General features: G+C 62.6%; 16 protein-coding genes. 5 read left to right on the forward strand and 11 right to left on the reverse strand.

All coding sequences use genetic code 11. From position 1 onward, the window contains the following. Positions 1-45 precede the first annotated feature (45 nt). Both galU and E0E29_RS14000 read right to left on the reverse strand, forming a co-directional pair. A complete protein-coding gene (gene galU, locus E0E29_RS13995) occupies positions 46-915 on the reverse strand; it encodes a UTP--glucose-1-phosphate uridylyltransferase GalU (RefSeq protein WP_130850365.1) in 870 nt (289 codons plus the stop codon). Positions 916-945: 30 nt separating this feature from the next. After that, positions 946-1470, reverse strand: a complete 525-nt coding sequence (locus tag E0E29_RS14000; protein WP_130850366.1) for a QueT transporter family protein — start codon at positions 1468-1470, stop codon at positions 946-948. A 277-nt stretch (positions 1471-1747) separates the two neighbouring features. On the opposite strand from E0E29_RS14000, the gene E0E29_RS14005 reads away from it, so the two are divergent. The 3 genes from E0E29_RS14005 (at position 1748) to E0E29_RS14015 (ending at position 3462) form a co-directional block, all read left to right on the forward strand. After that, the gene (locus tag E0E29_RS14005) at positions 1748-2179 is read left to right on the forward strand and encodes a DUF3842 family protein (RefSeq protein ID WP_130850367.1); all 432 of its coding nucleotides are present in this window, start codon (positions 1748-1750) and stop codon (positions 2177-2179) included. Between the two features lie 114 nt (positions 2180-2293). Continuing rightward, positions 2294-2608: an imidazolonepropionase gene (locus E0E29_RS14010; RefSeq protein ID WP_130848458.1), complete on the forward strand. Its 315-nt coding sequence runs from the start codon at positions 2294-2296 to the stop codon at positions 2606-2608. Between the two features lie 50 nt (positions 2609-2658). Continuing rightward, positions 2659-3462, forward strand: a complete 804-nt coding sequence (locus tag E0E29_RS14015) for an IS3 family transposase (RefSeq protein ID WP_242622339.1) — start codon at positions 2659-2661, stop codon at positions 3460-3462. An 833-nt stretch (positions 3463-4295) separates the two neighbouring features. On the opposite strand, the gene fusA is transcribed toward E0E29_RS14015, so the two are convergent. Next, the gene (fusA, locus tag E0E29_RS14020) at positions 4296-6368 is read right to left on the reverse strand and encodes an elongation factor G (RefSeq protein WP_130850368.1); all 2073 of its coding nucleotides are present in this window, start codon (positions 6366-6368) and stop codon (positions 4296-4298) included. Between the two features lie 237 nt (positions 6369-6605). Here fusA and E0E29_RS14025 point away from each other — a divergent pair, with 237 nt between their 5' ends. Next, on the forward strand, positions 6606-7364 hold the full coding sequence (locus tag E0E29_RS14025; protein WP_165449914.1) for an HAD family hydrolase: 759 nt from the start codon (positions 6606-6608) through the stop codon (positions 7362-7364). 55 nt (positions 7365-7419) lie between these two features. Here E0E29_RS14025 and E0E29_RS14030 read toward each other — a convergent pair whose 3' ends face one another. The 4 genes from E0E29_RS14030 to dusB form a co-directional block, all read right to left on the reverse strand. Beyond that, the gene (locus E0E29_RS14030; RefSeq protein ID WP_130850370.1) at positions 7420-7614 is read right to left on the reverse strand and encodes a hypothetical protein; all 195 of its coding nucleotides are present in this window, start codon (positions 7612-7614) and stop codon (positions 7420-7422) included. A 109-nt stretch (positions 7615-7723) separates the two neighbouring features. Beyond that, positions 7724-8722 carry an anti-sigma factor family protein gene (locus tag E0E29_RS14035; protein ID WP_130850371.1) on the reverse strand — a complete coding sequence of 333 codons (999 nt, stop codon included), beginning with the start codon at positions 8720-8722 and terminating at the stop codon, positions 7724-7726. Between the two features lie 28 nt (positions 8723-8750). Beyond that, on the reverse strand, positions 8751-9344 hold the full coding sequence (locus tag E0E29_RS14040) for an RNA polymerase sigma factor (RefSeq protein ID WP_130850372.1): 594 nt from the start codon (positions 9342-9344) through the stop codon (positions 8751-8753). A gap of 35 nt (positions 9345-9379) precedes the next feature. Continuing rightward, the gene (gene dusB, locus E0E29_RS14045) at positions 9380-10351 is read right to left on the reverse strand and encodes a tRNA dihydrouridine synthase DusB (protein WP_130850373.1); all 972 of its coding nucleotides are present in this window, start codon (positions 10349-10351) and stop codon (positions 9380-9382) included. Between the two features lie 228 nt (positions 10352-10579). Here dusB and E0E29_RS14050 point away from each other — a divergent pair, with 228 nt between their 5' ends. Then, positions 10580-12946 (forward strand): SpoIIE family protein phosphatase, encoded by a 2367-nt coding sequence (locus E0E29_RS14050; RefSeq protein ID WP_130850374.1) that lies wholly within the window; start codon positions 10580-10582, stop codon positions 12944-12946. Positions 12947-12992: 46 nt separating this feature from the next. Here E0E29_RS14050 and E0E29_RS14055 read toward each other — a convergent pair whose 3' ends face one another. From E0E29_RS14055 to E0E29_RS14070, 4 genes are read right to left on the reverse strand one after another with little or no spacing between them, the layout of a single operon-like run. After that, a complete protein-coding gene (locus E0E29_RS14055) occupies positions 12993-14384 on the reverse strand; it encodes a DUF1576 domain-containing protein (RefSeq protein ID WP_130850375.1) in 1392 nt (463 codons plus the stop codon). A gap of 35 nt (positions 14385-14419) precedes the next feature. Continuing rightward, entirely contained in the window at positions 14420-15319 is a 900-nt protein-coding gene (gene ribF, locus E0E29_RS14060) for a riboflavin biosynthesis protein RibF (RefSeq protein WP_130850376.1), read from the reverse strand. Between the two features lie 28 nt (positions 15320-15347). After that, entirely contained in the window at positions 15348-16226 is an 879-nt protein-coding gene (gene truB, locus E0E29_RS14065) for a tRNA pseudouridine(55) synthase TruB (protein ID WP_130850377.1), read from the reverse strand. Next, positions 16219-17169, reverse strand: a complete 951-nt coding sequence (locus tag E0E29_RS14070; RefSeq protein ID WP_130850378.1) for a DHH family phosphoesterase — start codon at positions 17167-17169, stop codon at positions 16219-16221. The genes truB and E0E29_RS14070 overlap by 8 nt, the downstream gene beginning before the upstream one ends.

The raw sequence follows: 17169 nt of genomic DNA on the forward strand, positions 1-17169 counted from the left end.
CAATACCCTCCTGGGGACGCTTTGTCATTTCTATGGATGCGGCGCTCAGAGCTGCCCGGCCTTCTCCTTCAGGAAACCCTTGAGCCACTCACCCGTCTCCGGGTGTGCCAGGGAGAAGTCGATGGTGGCCTCCAGGAAGCCCTTCAGGTTGCCGGTATCATACCGCTTCCCCTCAAAATCCACCGCCACCATCTTGTCCCGCTTGCACAGCTCCTTCAGGCCGTCGGTAAGCTGGATCTCCCCGCCGTAGCCCGGCTTCAGGTTTTCCAGAATGTCGAAGATGCCGGGCTGGAGCACATACCGGCCCAGAATGGCGTAGTTGGAGAAGATCTCCTCGGGACGGGGCTTCTCCACCATGTCGCTGACCTGGAAGATCCGCTCCTCCAGGGGCGCCACCTTTACGGAGGAGTACTTGGAGATGGCTTCGGTGCTCACCTGCTGCACCCCCACGCAGGAGGCGCCGTACTTCTCGGCACCGGCAATGAGCTGTCCGATGACCGGAGTCTGGGAGCGCATGATGTCGTCGCCCAGGAGGACGGCGAAGGGCTCGTCCCCCACGAAGCGTTTGGCCCGCCAGATGGCGTGGCCCAGACCCTTGGTCTCCTTCTGGCGGACATAGAAGATGTTGGCCAGATCAGCGGCCCGGCGGACCTCCGCCAGCTCCCGCTCCTTGCCCGCCCGGGCCAGGCGCTCCTCCAGCTCAGGATAGTAGTCAAAATAGTCGTCCATGGCGGATTTGGCCCGGTTGGTCACCACCAGGATATCCTCGATCCCGGCGGCCACAGCCTCCTCGATGATATACTGGATCACCGGCTTGTCCACCAGGGGGAGCATTTCCTTGGGCACCGTTTTGGTGGCGGGCAGCATCCGGGTCCCCAGCCCGGCTGCCGGGATGACGGCTTTCCGTACTTTCATCTGATCTCCTCCATTGGCAGAGGGCAGGCCTCACGCGTGGGTGAGACGTCCCTCCGGGATAAGGTCGTGGAAAAACTTGATCTGGGGCATGGCCCGCAGCAGGATGGTACCCAGCACCAGGCACACGCCCAACTCGCCGATGCCCACGGTGACACCGTTGTAGATCCAGGCGGCGGGCAGGGCGGCAGTGATGCCCACCTCGGCAAAGCCGATGGTGAAGCCAACCAGCACCATGTTGCACAGCACCGGCGGCAGCCAGGCCATCCACCAGTGGCGGACCTTGCTGGTCCACACCGCGGCGATGAGGGTGGCCAGGGAGCCCACCACGATGTCCATGGCGCCGTAGGGCGAGAGCAGGTTGGCGATGAGGCAGCCCACAAAGAGCCCCGGCGCGGTGGCCGGGAACAGGAAGGGCAGGACGCACAGGGCCTCGGAGAACCGGAACTGGATGGGTCCGTAGGCCAGTCCAAAAATGTTGCTGAAGTAGCTCAGCACGGCGTACAGGGCGGCCACCATGGCCGCCAGGGTCAGATCGCGGACAGGACTTTTGCGCATGAAAAAGAACCTCCATTTTTTGTTTAGAGTACGTGTGCCGCGTACAGCGGCGCGGGTCCCTTTCCCCGGACGCAGGGCACATGGCGTCCGGACGGCTTTCTCCGCGCCGGTTGGACTGGGTGGGGAACCAGTCGTGATCATTATATCATGCTTTTTTCTCTCTGTACAGTCATTTTATCACCTTTACAGCGGAGGTTTTCCCCCGTATAATGTCAAAGAGAAGTCTTACCGGTCTTTTGACGGACCGGATCAAACCACCAAGGAAGGATCTGATCCCATGCGCATCCTCATCATCGACGGCCAGGGCGGCGGCATCGGCGCCCGGCTGGTGAGCCTGCTCCGGCCTCGTCTGCCGGAGGGCTGTGAGCTCCTGTGCGCCGGCACCAACTCCCTGGCCACCAGCGCCATGCTCAAGGCGGGCGCCGCCCGTGGCGCCACCGGCGAGAACGCCCTGTGCTACAACGCCCAGCGGGCCGACCTTATCCTGGGGCCCATCGGCGTCATTCTGGCCAACGGCATTATGGGAGAGGTCTCCCCGGCGGTGGCCTCCGCCGTCTCCGGCGCCGAGTGCGTCAAGATCTTCATCCCCTCCCCCACCTGCGGCACCCTCATTGCCGGCACCGAGGACTGCCGTCTGGAGGAGTACCTTCGCCGGGCGGTAGAGCTGGCCCTCCAGGAGCTGCCCAAGCACGGCTTTGCCTCAGTCTGACTCATGCCACCTCGCAAAAAAGGTCCCCCTTCCGAATGAACAGATCCAGTAAAAACGGACAGTGACAAAAGCCCCCCTGATGTAGGAAAATAGACTACATCAGGGGGTTTTGTCATGAAGAAACGAAATTACACACACGTTCAAATGCTTTTACCAGAGATCAAGGCCATGTTGGCAGAGGGGAAAACACAGCGGGAAGTCGCAGAATACTATGGCTTCCGGAATAAGCAGGTGGTAAAAAGACTACTTGAGCGTGAGCGCCGTAAAGAACGAAAACTGGAAGCCGGAATCCGCCCACGACCGAAAGGACGGCCGAGAAAAGATGCTGCGCCAGGAGACGTTGTGGCAGAGCAGGCCTGTGAGATCCAACGGCTTCGCATGGAAAATAAACTACTGCGGGATTTTCTGCGCTTCACAGAAAGGAAGTGAGAGCAAAGGTAAAGTATCATATCATCTATCGTCACAGGACAGAGTATCCAGTGGCAGTCATGTGCAAATTCTTTGGAGTGTCCAGAAGCGGCTACTATGCTTTTGTCCATCGCCTAGGCAAGCCAGAAAAGGATGCGGCTCTTGCGGGGCTCATCGCACAGCAGCGGGAACGCAGCTTCCGCACCTACGGCTACCGGCGGATGTGGCTGTGGCTGAAAAGCCGGAATATCTTCTGCAATCCCAAAACTGTGCTGCGAATCATGAAGAAATATGATCTGCTCTCGGAGATCCGCCGCCGCAGGAAATGGCAGCAGATGGGGCGGCAGGCACACAAATACAGGAATCTGCTGAACAGGGAGTTCCATGCGGACAAACCTAACAGCAAATGGGTAACAGACATCTCCTACATCCACACCAGGCAGGGTGTGCTGTACCTTTCCATAATCCGGGACCTCTATGACAACAGCATCATCGCCTACAAGACTGGAACCCAGCAGACAGTGAATTTGGTTCTGGATACCGTTCATCTGGCAATGAAACAGGAGAAAAAGAGGGTCGCTGCGGAGTTGCAGCTCCACAGCGACCAAGGATTTCAGTACACCTCTGCAGCATACTTCAATCTGACTCAAGCATACGGAATCACACCATCCATGTCAAGGAAAGGAAACCCGTACGACAACGCCATGGCGGAAAATTTCTTCTCTATCCTCAAAACAGAATGTATTTACCGCCACAAACCGGCGACCTTTTCCGAAGCCAATGAGATGATTGACCGCTATATTTACTTCTATAACCATGAGCGCATCCAGTTAAAAACTGGAGAGGCGCCGCTGGCGCGACGCCTCTCCGCTTAAAACTTAATCTTTCCTACTAAGGGCTCTTTTTTGTACTGTCCGCACAATCTGGGGCAGTTCAGAATGGAAGGGGGACCTTTTCCTATCTTGGATGGATGCTCTGACGCTTACTCGGCGTCCTGCATAGCCTTGGCGGCTTCAATTGCCTTCTCCTGGGCGGCAGGAGGGGCACTTCCCATTTGAGCCACGGCTCAAATGGGGGCCCTTTCAGAACTTCACATGCTCGGCGGAAGTGAATTCCGCCTGCGCCAAGGTTCTGGCCCTTCGGTCCAAGACGCTTGTGCGGCGCAGACGCGCCGCCCCGGCTCCGCTGGGGTCCCGAGGAAGCCCCCAGGAAACGCGGATCTATTACTCGGCGTCCTGCATGGCCTTGGCCGCCTCGATGGCCTTCTCCTGAGCCGCAGGAGGGGCACTTCCCATTTGAGCCACGGCTCAAATGGGGGCCCTTTCAGAACTTCACATGCTCGGCGGAAGTGAATTCCGCCTGCGCCAAGGTTCTGGCCCTTCGGTCCAAGACGCTTGTGCGGCGCAGACGCGCCGCCCCGGCTCCGCTGGGGTCCCGAGGAAGCCCCCAGGAAACGCGGATCTATTACTCGGCGTCCTGCATGGCCTTGGCCGCCTCGATGGCCTTCTCCTGAGCCGCAGGAGGGGCACTTCCCATTTGAGCCGTGGCTCAAATGGGGTCCCTTTCAGGACTTCACTTGCTCGGCGGAAGTGAAGTCCGCCTGCACCAAGGTCTTGGCCCTCCGGTCCAAGACGCTTGTGCGGCGCGGACGCGCCGCCCCAGCGGAGCTGGGGCCCCCGAGGAAGCCCCTCCGGGAAACGTGGGAAATTTACTCGGCGTCCTGCATAGCCTTAGCCGCCTCGATGGCCTTCTCCTGAGCGGCAGGAGGGGCTTCCTCGTAGCGGACGAAGTGATAGGTGAAGGAGCCTCTGGACTGGGTGATGGACCGCAGGTCGATGGCGTAGGAGGTCATCTCGCCCATGGGCACCTCGGCCTCCACGATCTGGTTGCCGTCGTGGTCGGGGTTCATGCCCATGATACGGCCGCGGCGCTTGTTGAGGTCGCCGATGACATCGCCCATATAGCTGTCGGGAATGGTGACCTTCAGCTCACCGATGGGCTCCAGCAGCACGGGGTTGGCCTGGGCCAGAGCGGCCTTGTAGGCCAGCTGGGCGGCCGTCTTAAAGGCCATTTCGGAGGAGTCCACGGGATGATAGGAGCCATCGTACAGGGTGGCCTTCAGGTACACCACGGGGTAACCGGCCAGCACACCGTGCTGCACAGCCTCCCGCAGGCCCTTCTCCACGGCGGGGAAGTAGTTCTTGGGCACAGCGCCGCCCACGACTTCCTCGCAGAACTCCATCTCTTCCTGGTCGCTGGGCTCGAAGCGGATCCACACGTCGCCGAACTGACCGTGACCGCCGGTCTGCTTCTTGTGGCGGCCCTGGACCTCCACCTTCTTGCGGATCTTCTCCCGGTAGGGAACACGAGGCGTGGAGAGCTCGGCGTCCACGCCGAAGCGGCTCTTCAGACGGGACACCAGCACATCCAGCTGGATGTCGCCGGTGCCGGACACCACCACCTGGCGGGTCTCGGCGTTGTTGACCACGGTAAAGGTCTGGTCCTCTTCACCCAGGCGGGCAAGGCCGGCGGCAATCTTGTCGTCCTGACCCTTGGTCTTGGGGGAGATGGCCATGGAGTACACCGGCTCGGGGAAGCTGATGGGCTCCAGCTTGATGACATTACGGGCGTCGCACAGGGTGTCGCCGGTCTTCAGCTTATCCATCTTGCCGATGGCGCCGATGTCGCCGCAGGAGAGCTTCTTGACCTCCTCGGTCTTCTTGCCCTTCACCTGATAGAGGCGGCCCAGCTTCTCAGTGAGGCCGGTGCGGGCATTGACCATGGGCATATCCGACTCGATGGTGCCGGAGAGGACCTTCACATAGGAGTACTTGCCGTACTGGTCGGAGACGGTCTTCCACACGAAGGCCACGGGCACGGCGCCGGGGGAGACGGCGAACTCCACCACGTCGCCGTGGTCGTCCTCGCCGGTCTCAGACTTGCCCTCCAGGGGAGAGGGCAGGAGGTTGACGATGTTGTCCAGGAGCATCTGGGTGCCCAGGCCGGTGAGGGCGGAGCCGCACACCACCGGGAAGAGGGACAGATCCTTCACGCCGGCGTGGAGGCCCTGGATCATCTCGGCGTAGGTGAACTCCTCGCCGTTGAAATAGCGGTCCATAAACTCCTCGCTGGTCTCGGCCACGGACTCCACCAGAGCGTTGTAGAGCTCGTCCAGGACCTCCTGCTTGTTCTCGGGCACGGGGATCTCGTGGCGCTTGCCGTTTTCGATGTCGTAAGCGCGCTTGTTGAGCACATCGATGATACCGATGACCTTCTTGTTCTCATCCCAGATGGGAGCCACCACGGGGGCTACGTTCTTGCCGAAGCGCTCCCGGAGGGTCTCGAAGGCAGCGTTGTAATCGGCGTTGTCCTCGTCGGTCTTGGAGATGTAGAGGATGCGGGGCATCTTCCGCTCCTCGCAGTACTTCCAGGCCTTCTCGGCGCCCACGCTCATGCCGCTCTTGGCAGAGCAGACGATGATGGCGGCATCGGCCACACGGAGGGCCTCCATGACCTCACCGGAGAAATCAAAGTAGCCGGGGGTGTCCAGAATGTTGATCTTGCATCCCTTATATTCCACGGGCGCCACGGCGGTGGAGATGGAAAACTGACGGCGGACCTCTTCTGCGTCGTAGTCACAGGTGGTATTTCCGTCGGTCACCTTGCCGAGACGGTCAATGGCGCCGGTCTGAAACAGCATGCTCTCAGCCAGGGAAGTCTTTCCGTTTCCACCATGGCCCAGCAGGCATACGTTGCGAATATTTTGTACGGAATAGCTCATATCTTGTTTCCTCTCCTTACATTTGGGATCTCACGAAAGCGCCGCCCGTTTCTATGCGCCACTGTCTTAGTCATTATATCTCAATACACGGCGATTGACAACTCATTTTTTATAAAAAATGTAGTCTCCATACAAATTCCTTCCAAGCCGCCCCCTCTTTTCTTTGACAACAGGGACCAGAACCGGTATGATTGCGGAAGAAAATACGATTTGTCTGCCACGAAAGGAGAATTTTTCATGGCCCCGAATCACCCGAAAATGGTGCTCTTTGACTACGGCCAGACCCTCATCGACGAGCCCTATTTCAACAAGGAGCTGGGCATGGAGGCGGTGCTGGCTCACGCCGACGCCAACCCCCTGGGCCGTACGGCCCGGGAGCTGGCCGATTACATCGACGCCCTGGAGGCCGAGATGGAGCGCTTCCGCACTGCCGACGGCCACATCCCCCTCTACGAGACCCACAACCTTCCCTTCCAGCGGTACGTCTTTGCCTCCCAGCGCCTCTCCTTCTCCCTGCCGGAGGAGAAACTGGAGACCCTCTACTGGGATGCTGCCGCCCCGGGCCGCCCCACCGAGGGCATCCACACCCTGCTGGACCTTCTGGCGGCGCGGGGCATCCGCACCGGCGTCATCAGCAATCTCTCCTTTTCCGGCGCCGCCCTCCGGGCCCGGCTGGACCGCCTGCTGCCCAACCACCGCTTCGAATTCATTCTGGCCACCAGTGAGTACGTCTTCCGCAAGCCCAGCCCCCGGATCTTCCGGCTGGCCCTCACCATGGCGGAGCTGGAGCCCCACGAGGTGTGGTACTGCGGCGACAACCCCGCCTGTGACATCGCCGGCGCCGCCGCCTGCGGCATCCAGCCGGTATGGTACACCGGCGCCCTCTCCCCCCTCTGGTCCTCCCAGAATACTCCCCCCGCCGACCACCTCACCCTGGCGCACTGGGCAGATTTTCCGGCTCTTCTGGACCGTGTTTCGGCTCCGTGCTCAGTTTAAGAACACGAAAAAAGCGCGTGCTCACGTATTATCGTGAGCACGCGCTCTTTTCTTATCACGCAATAGGCAGATAGCCCAGAACGGCCAGGGTCTCGCTGTCACACAGGAGAACCGCGTAGTCGTGGCCAGTGGTATCTCCCAGGGTCACAGCCCAGTCGGCAGCATCCAGCCGGTATGGTACACCGGCGCCCTCTCCCCCCTCTGGTCCTCCCAGAATACTCCTGCCGCCGACCACCTCACCCTGGTGCACTGGGCAGATTTTCCGGCTCTTCTGGACCGTGTTTCGGCTCCGTGCTCAGCTTAAGAACACGAAAAAAGCGCGTGATCACGTTTTATCGTGAGCACGCGCTCTTTTCTTATCACGCAATAGGCAGATAGCCCAGAACGGCCAGGGTCTCGCTGTCACACAGGAGAACCGCGTAGTCGTGGCCAGTGGTATCTCCCAGGGTCACAGCCCAGTCGGCAGCATCCAGCAGCGCGGCGCTTTCGTCATCACAGACCGCCGCCGCCAGGTCCCCCTCTGTGACCTGGGCAACAGAGACCAGGGTGGTATCCACCCGGTCCTTCTGGTCAAAGGTGGAATCCGCCAGCCAGGCGGTGCAGTTGGCCCGCAGGGTCTCAGTGGTGTCCGCGTCAGGTTGGGCAGCTCCGTCGTTGGTGGCCGCCTCCGCCGGCATGACGCTGAACGTGATCGCCTGGTTGGCCCTCTCCTGGCTGCTCCCGCTGTCTTCCGCCGCCGGAGTGGGAGCCGGTGTGGGCTGGGCAGACGCGGGCGGACTCATCCGCAGGGCGGCACCGCCGCTGCTGTTCTCCTCTGCGTCATCCTGGACGAGCACAGGCACGCTCTCCGCAGGCTGGGCCTCCTCATGGTTGGAGACGGCGTTCTCTTTGGACTTGCCGTCTGTCTCGGGCTGTTCGGCGCCACCGCTGACGCCTTCGCCCACAGCGGCATCCGCCGTATCCTGGGTGGCCTCCGCCGTGGTCACGCTCGCCGCCGCCGGGGCGGTTGCGGTGGAGCCGCCGCTCTGTAGGGTCTTCAGGGTGCCCGCGCCCAGCAGGATCACCGCAAAGACCGCCGCCAGAGAGGCCCAGCGTTGGATGTGGGACTTTTTGCTCACCCTGGAGAGGGGAACTACCTTTTCCGCTCCGACCCTGTCCATGATGGCCTGGTGGAGTCCGTCGGGCACCTCCTCCTCCAGCTCCGGCAGGATGGTGTGGAGCTGCCGCAGCTCCTCCGCCGCCCCGCGGCATTCCTCACAGGCAGCCAGATGAGCCTCCAGCTCACCTTTCTCCTCTGGGGTCAGTTCACCGTCCAGCTCCAGGCTCAAAAGCTCCAGAGCGCGGTCGCAGTCGCACATGGCAGGTCACCTCCTCTCCTTTGTTTCATCACTTTCTAGACGAAAGCTCGCCAAAAAAGTTCCCCCGCTCCGTCAAAACTTTTCGCAGGGCATTTCTGGCCCGGGCGATGCGGGACTTCACCGTCCCCTCCTCCAATCCCAGGACCGCACCGATCTCGGCGTAGCTCAAACCGTTGATCTCCCGCATGACCAGCACCTGACGGTGCTCCGGGGTGAGCCTTTCCAGCCCCGCCGCCACCGCCTGCCGAACCTCTGTACGCTCCAGCTCCCGCTCGGGGGCATACCGCTCGTCGGGGAGCTCCACCTGCCGCGCCTCTTCCTCGTCATCCAGGGAGACCGTCATGGAGAGATTCTGCCGCCGCTTCTCCTTTCGCAGGAAGTCAATGCAGGCGTTGGAGGCCAGCCGGTAAAGCCAGGTGGAGAAGCTGCTCTCCCCCTGGAAGCGGCTCAGCCCCCGCCAGGCATTGAGGAATGCCTCTTGGGTCAGCTCAGCGGCGTCCTCTGGGTTGCCGGTGAGCCGCCGGCAGAGATTGTAGATGCGCTTTTCATTGTCGGTGACCAGGACCTCAAAGGCGGCCTCCTCCCCCTTTTTGGCCCGTTCCACCAGCTCCTGTTCCGTCAAGGCGACCCTTCACCCGCCTTTCCTTCCTCATCAAATCATTTCAGATCCCGCTGGATGCCAGCCGTGATCCGCCGCAGGTCCTCCATGGTCTCCACGTGACAGATCTGCTCCTTCCAGTAGCCCGCGTGGGGTACCCCCTTCAGGTACCAGCAGTACTGCTTCCGGGCCTCCAGGCAGGCGATCTTCTCCCCCTTGTGGGCAGCGTTGATCTCAAACTGCCGCATGGCAGTGGCACACCGCTCCGCCAGAGGGGGCAGGAGCGGGATCTCCCTGCCCTCCAGAGCGGCCTGGGCCTGCTGGAAGAGCCAGGGATCGCCGAAGCAGCCGCGGCCGATCATCACGGCGTCAGCGCCGGTCCATCGGAGGATACGCACGGCATCCTTTCCCGCAAAAACATCACCGTTGGCCATGACCGGGATGTGCAGGGCCTCCTTCACCTCCCGGATGTAGTCCCAGTTGGCGGTACCGGCATACTGCTGGCTGCGGGTGCGGCCATGGACGGCCACGGCGGCCACTCCTGCCTCCTCCATAGCCTTGGCCAGCTCCACGCAGTTGATGGAGCCCTTGTCCCAGCCCAGACGCATCTTCACGGTGACAGGGCGGCTCCCCGCCCCCTTCACCACCGCCTCGGCCACCCGGACGGCCAGGTCCGGGGTACGCATGAGCCCCGAGCCGTCCCCGGAATTGGCCACCTTGGGCACGGGGCAGCCCATGTTTATGTCGATGATGTCCGCCCCGGACACCTCCCCGGCGATGGCGGCAGCCTCCTCCATGCACGCCGGGTCGGAGCCGAAGATCTGGGCGGCGGCGGGGTGCTCCCCCTCCCCCAGCTTCAGCAGCGGGATGGACTTTTTATCCTGGTAGCACAGGGCCTTGGCGCTCACCATCTCGGTGACGGTGTAGCCCGCCCCCAGTTCCCGGCAAATGGTGCGGAATCCTAGGTCGGTGACCCCCGCCATGGGGGCCAGCACCAGCTGGGAGTCGATCTCCACGTTTCCTATCTTCACGGTCTTCCTCCGGTTCTATTGGATTCTTTTTATCATACCATAAACCGCCATTGGGGGCAAGGGCCGCCGCCCTCCGCCCCGATTTTGCCCGCCAATGCCCGGAAAATCCGCCCAAGACGCCAGGATGCCGCAGAAAATCGCAGAAAGAGCGTCTCCCCTTCCGACGCTATATTTCCAAATCATGGATTATACTGTCTCTACTACCCGATACACAGGAGGAGATCGTCCATGGCGGCGAAGGTTGGATGGAAGTCAAAGGCAGCCCAGGCCCGGGAGGAGATGGCCCGGACGGGCAGGCTGGTGCTTCGGGCGCCGGCCCTGGTGCGGGGGGCGGAGTATGTCATCCGCTTCACCCTCTCGGCGGTACTGGCGGGGGCGGAGATCCTGAACGGCTGCGCCCCATTCGGGCTGTCCATGGTGGGCTGCTCCGGCTCCGGGCTGGGCGGCTTTGCCGCCCTGCTGGGCGCCTGCTTCGGCTATCTCGCCTTCCGGGGACTGGCCGAGGGACTGCGGTACGTAGCGGCGGCCATCCTCATTTTCTCGGTGGCCTTCGCCTTTTTCGATATCAAGCTGTACCAGCGCAGCTGGTTCATGCCGACGGTGACGGCGGCGCTCTCCGGCGCCACCGGCTTCGTCTACCTGGGAGAGGGGGGCTGGGAGATCTCCACTGTGATCTTTTTTCTCACCGAGCTGCTGCTCTCGGGTGCCTGCGTCTACTTCTACCGCACCGCCTTCTCCCCCTGGCTGGACAAGCGGGATGAGGGGGAGCTCTCTACCCGGCAGTTGGCCAGCCTTTTCATTCTGGGCAGCACCGTTCTCATCTCCCTGGCGCAGCTCACCCTGGTGGGGGACATCATCTCCGCCGGCCGTGTCCTCGCCGCCCTGGCGGTGATGGTCTTTTCCTCCCAGGGAGGGCTGGGCGTCGGCGCTGCCGCCGGCGTGGCCGCCGGGCTGAGCATGGACCTGGCCCGGGGCGGCGGGGACTGGTCCTGCACCGTGTGCTACGGCTGTGCCGGCCTGGTCACTGGCGTCTTTCAGGGCCGGTCCCGGACAGGCTGCGCCGTGGCCTACGTCCTCACCAACGCTGTGGTGGTGCTGTGGGCCTGGGAGGGCGGCGCCGAGCTGCCCCTTCTCTATGAGGTCTTTACCGCCTCCGTCCTCTTCCTCCTGCTGCCGGAGCAGCTGCTCCGCAAGGTCCGGGCCCGGCTGAGCCGGGAGCGCTCCCCCGGCACCGCCGACCGGGCCGCCGCCTACGTCCGGGAGCGGCTGACTCAAACCGCCGAGGCCTTCCGCACCCTCTACGAGTCCATGCGGGGGAGCTTTCGAGGCAGCGCCCCCAACGACGGCGACCTCTCCACCGTCTTTGACCGGGCGGCGGACAAGGTGTGCCGCCGGTGCGCCCTCCGGGACGCCTGCTGGCAGCGAAACTACAACACCACCTTCAACGCCCTCAACGACGCCCTGCCCGCCATGGCAGAGCGGGGCCATGGCGAGGCCGGAGACTTCCCCCAACACTTCACCACCCGCTGTCTCCACTTTCCGCAGTTTCTGGCCGCGGCCAATGAGGCCCTCACCGCCGTTCTCTGCCGCCGGCAGTACCAGAACCGGCTCCAGGAGAACCGGGCCGCCGTCTTCCGGCAGTACGGCACCCTCTCCTCCCTGCTGGGCCAGGCGGCCGCCGAGCTCTCTGGGGAACTGACTCCCGACCCGGCGCGTGAAAAGCGGCTGCGCCGCCATCTCACTGCCCTGGGGCTGGAGGGAGACGCCTGGGTCTACTACGACCAGGCCGGCCACCTGCGCTGTGAGGTAGCCGGACCCGACCTGTCTCCCCTTCGGAAGGAGGACGAGCGCGCCACCCTCTCCTCCCTGCTGGGGGTCTCCCTCCACGCGGCGGAGGAGGAATCCCCCATTGGTACAAGAGAGCATCTGGTCTTCACGCAGGCCGAACCCCTCCAGGCTGTCATGGGGGCTGCCGCCCGGCAGAAGGGGGGCGAGACGGTGAGCGGGGACGCCGGTGGTCTCCTGCGCACCCCGGAAGGCCTTCTTTATGTCATGCTGTGCGACGGCATGGGCAGCGGCTCCGCCGCCAGCCGGGAGAGCAAGCTGGCCGTCCGCCTGCTGGAGCAGTTTTTACGGGCGGGCGTTCAGGCCGAGACGGCCCTCAAAACCCTCAATGCCGCCCTGGCGCTTCGCAGCGAAGAGGAGGGTGGCTTCACCACCGTGGACCTGCTGGAGCTGGACCTCTTCACCGGTGCCGCCGCCCTCTATAAATTCGGCGCCGCCCCCACCTACCTGCGCCGTGGGCCCTCCGTGAGCCGCATCACCGGCGCCGCCCTCCCCGCCGGGCTCACCGATGGGGAGCGGATCGCCCCCGACATCACCCGGCTCCAGCTGGAGAGTGGGGATGTGGTAGTGATGGTCAGCGATGGCGTGGCGGACCAGCGTGAGGACCAATGGCTCCGGGACGCTCTGGCAGCCTTTGACGGTGAGAGCCCCAAGGACCTGGCCCGGGCTCTGGTCTCGGCCAATGTGGACGAGCACGGCCCTCTGGATGACCGCACCGCCCTGGTGGTCCGGCTCTCCGCCCGCAGCTAAAAAATGTGCCGTTTCCCGCAGCATCAGTGGGAAACGGCACATTTTCTTATTCTTGATCTGATTTTTGCTCTTCCTGCTTTTCCTTGATGACAGGGAACGGTTTCCCCTCCGGGGTCCGCTCCTCCGGCGGAAGATCCCGCTCCATGGGAGACGGCTTGTCCGCTTCAAAGACCTCAAAGAGATTCCTCGGCGTGAGATCAGGCTTCCGGTGCTGGAAGATGGCTGTGACCGTTGGGAAGAGAACAATGGCAATGAGTCCGCCGGAGAAACCGTTGTTGTAGAGGTTGACGCCCGCCAGCACATAGCCGGCCTGGAGGACCACCGCCGAGTGGAGAAAGCCCGCCAGGACACCCACGGGCCAACCGAATACGCCGGCGAAGGGAGCCAGCGTGGTGCCGAAGAGGGCGGCCAGCTGGAGGCCGGGCGTCTCTACGTTGTAGTGCATGAAGATGCCTCCCAGCAGGACGCCGCACATGATGGGCAGGATGTTCCGTGCGTGCTTGCCGTAGGCGGAGAAGCCAATGATGGTGAGGATGCCCCCCAGGGTGGGCCCGTTGAGGTCACCGCCCACCAGCAGGATGTACCCGGTGGCCAGGAGTCCGTTGACCCCCATATTGATGAGCACAGGACCTCCACCCACCGTCAGCAGGAAATCACTGGGAGCCCGTCCCGTGCTGGTGAGAATACGCCGGTAGCCCGCCCAGGTGGCCCAGGCCGGGTGGCCGGAGAAAAAGAGACCGCTCACGATAAAGACCAGACACATGAGGGTTATGGCCACGCCGAAGGGCAGATTATACCCCTCCGCCCAGTAAAGGACGCTGCTGGGCGCGTCCCCTACAGCGGTGAGGATGGGCACCAGCATCATGGCCAGCAATCCGCAGGCAAAGCCCATGTTGTAGAGGTTCATGCCGTTCTGCACCTTGTAGGTATAGGCTGACAGGGAGGGGAGCACCATGCCGATGAAGACGCCGGTAAGGATCCCCCCCAGCGGATGGGCATAGAGACTGCCCAGACCCATGTAGCTCACCAACGGAGAAAGGGCTGTGGCCAGCAGGGCCACCGAGGTATACTTGGAAAAGGGCTCCTTCTGGATGCGGGCATAGATCCAGGTGCCCAGGATGATGGGCCAGATGTTGACAATGTTCTTGCCAAAGAGGGCAAAGCCCGACATGAGCCCCATCTCCGTGATGGTGAAGCCGTTGAGAGGGCACCGGGCTAGAAAGAGGATGGCGGCGCTGATGAGGGTCACCAGGGCGGAGTTGACGAAGGCCGCCCCCGGCCCGGCGATGGCAACATAGTCGGTGATGAGCACATCCTGGGTGTTGATGATCTTCCACAGGCCCGGGAGAATGTTGGACGGGTCATCGAAGATGAGTCCCGCCAGCATCAGGGCCAGTACATACGCCAGGATCACAAAATACATGCGTTTGTATCGCATCTAGAGGTCCCTCCCTTTTGGCTCCGGTCCTGGGGTCAAACGGCGCGGAAAAAGTCTCTTGTCTCCTGGGCGTTGCGCATGACTTCCTCACGCAGGGCTTCCAATGAGGGGAACTTCCGCTCCCCCCGCAGCTTTTTGTAAAACTCCATACGGATGGTCTGGCCGTAGAGGTCTCCGGAGAAATCCAGGATGTACCCCTCCACGCTGACCCTGTCCCCATCGTCCACCGTGGGACGGACACCGATATTGGTGACAGCGGGGCGGCTGTCGCCATTTTCGAACCACACCCGGGTGGCGTACACCCCGTGGGCGGGCACCAGCACGCCCTCCGGGAAGTGCAGGTTCACCGTGGGGAAGCCCAGAGTGGAGCCCAATTTTTTCCCGTGGCTCACCTTGTCGGTGAGCACATGGGGGTGACCCAGAAACTCCATGGCCCGCTCCATCTCCCCCTGGGCGATGAGGGTGCGGATATAAGTAGAGGAAACCGTGATCCCCTCCATCTCGATCTTGGGGATGATGTTACAGCCCACGCCCAGCTGGTCGCACAGCTCCTGGAGTCGCTGGGGATTGCCCTCCCCCTTGTAGCCGAAGTGGAAGTCGTGGCCGGCCACCACATGGGCGGCGCCGTGCTCCTTTACCAGATATTCGGTGACGAAGTCCCGCCAGTCCATCCGCATCATGCTGTCAAAGTGGGCCACGATGACCTCTTTGATGCCGTAGCACCGCCGCATCAGGTCGGCCCGGTCGGCAGGGGAATTGATGAGGGGGGTCACCGCTCCGGTGATCCGGCTGCCCGGGTGGGCATCAAAGGTAAAGGCGGTGGGGATGAGTCCCTTCTGGGCCGACACCTCTCCCACACGGCTCAGCAGAGCGCCGTGACCCACGTGCACCCCGTCAAAAAAGCCCAGTGCAATGGCTCGTTTTGTCTCGTTCAATGGAATCGTCTCTCTTTCCTCTCCCGACTCACACCGGGAAAAAGCTTTTCACTGTGATGAGCTTGCCCCGCTCCGCCCGGCACAGGGCCAGGAAGGTCTGGTCACTGCCGTAGACCCGGTACTCTCCTTCCGGTAGGGCAGGCATCACCAGGGTCATGCCGTTGCGGAGCTTTTTCTCCGCCTCCGGCTTCAGGATCAGGTCAGGGCGGCCGGCAAAGTAGGCGTCCACCGGCAGCAGCAGGCTCTCGGCCTCTCCACGGTCGGCGGCGGCCTGGACCGCCTCCAGTGTCACCGCGTCATCCAGCGTAAAGCCGGCGGCCATGGTCCGGCGCAGAGCGCCCATGCAGCCGCCGCAGCCCAAAGCCTCACCAATATCGTGGCACAGGGTACGGACGTAGGTCCCCTTGGAGCAGCGGACCCGCAGGCGGTAGTCCGCCGGTCCGGTTGACTCCAACAGCTCCAGCTCATGGATGCAGACCGGACGTGCTTTCCGCTCTACCTCCTTGCCCTTCCGGGCCAGCTCGTAGAGCTTCTTGCCGTCTATTTTGATGGCGGAGTACATGGGAGGGATCTGGAGAATGTCGCCCCGGAACCGGTCCAGTACCGCCAGAACCTGGTCCCGGCCCACCGTCACCGGACGCTCTTCCACCACCTCACCGGTGGTATCCTGGGTATTTGTGATGACGCCTAGTTTAAGTTCTGCAATATATTCCTTTTCGGATTCAGAGGCAAACTCCACCGCCCGGGTGGCCCGGCCGATGAACACAGGCAGTACGCCGGTGGCCATAGGGTCCAGGGTACCGGCGTGACCCACCCGCTTCTCGTGGAAGATGCCACGCACCTTGGCGCACACATCCATACTCGTCCAATCAGCGGACTTGTCTATGACGAGAATTCCGTTAGGCATTGGCCTGCACCTTCCGGATGGCGTCCATGATGGCCGCCTTGGCCTCCTCCACTGTGCCCGGCACTGTGCAGCCGGCGGCGGCGGCATGACCACCGCCCCCCAGCAGGGCGCAAACCTTGGTGGCGTTGAGAGTCTCGTCTGTGCGGACGGACAGCTTGCAGGCCCCGTCCTTCAGCTCACGGATGGTCACTGAGGTGTGAACCCCCTCCAGCTGCCCCACGAAGGCGGCAATGTCCTCAGCGTCCCGCTCGTCGGCCTCCAGCCGGGCCATGTCGGCCAGGCTGATGGCAGCGATGGCGATGGCGCCGTCATCGTAGAGGTCCATGGTGTCCACGATGAGGGACTCCAGCTTCAGCCGTTTCAGGCTCTTGGTGCGGAAATGGAGTTTGTTAGCCTTCTGGGCGTCGATGCCTGTTTCCATCAGGTCAGCGGCTACCCGATGGGTGGCCGGTGTGGTGTTGCTGTACTGGAAGCAGCCGGTATCGGTGGCCACCGCCACATAAAGGGGCAGGGCGGCTGTCGGGGACACAGGCCCCCACTGGCGGATGAGGTCATAGATGAGCTCGCCGCAGGCTGCCCGACCGGCATCCAGACAGGTCTCCTTGGCGAAGTACTCCTGGGAGGGGTGGTGGTCGAAGGCCAGGTCGATGCCCCGCTTGAGCCACACCTCACCGGCGGGGGTAAACAGCCCCTTGCCGGCAATGTCCACCGACACCACAAAGGCAGGCTGGAACTCCTCCGGAGCCAGATAGCCCTCCAGGTAGGGGGTAAAGAGGGTGGTAGTGTCCTCGTTGGGGAGGACCCAGGCCGTCTTGCCCTGCTCCCGCAGGGCCTGGCACAGGCCCACGGCGCAGCCGATGGTGTCTCCATCGGGCCGCTTGTGGGTCAGGATGAGAATGTTATTTTGCCGCAGCAGCAGCTCCGCCGCTTCTCTGTACTCCAT

The sequence above is a fragment of the Intestinimonas timonensis genome (assembly GCF_900626145.1).
Lineage (GTDB): Bacteria > Bacillota > Clostridia > Oscillospirales > Oscillospiraceae > Intestinimonas > Intestinimonas aquisgranensis.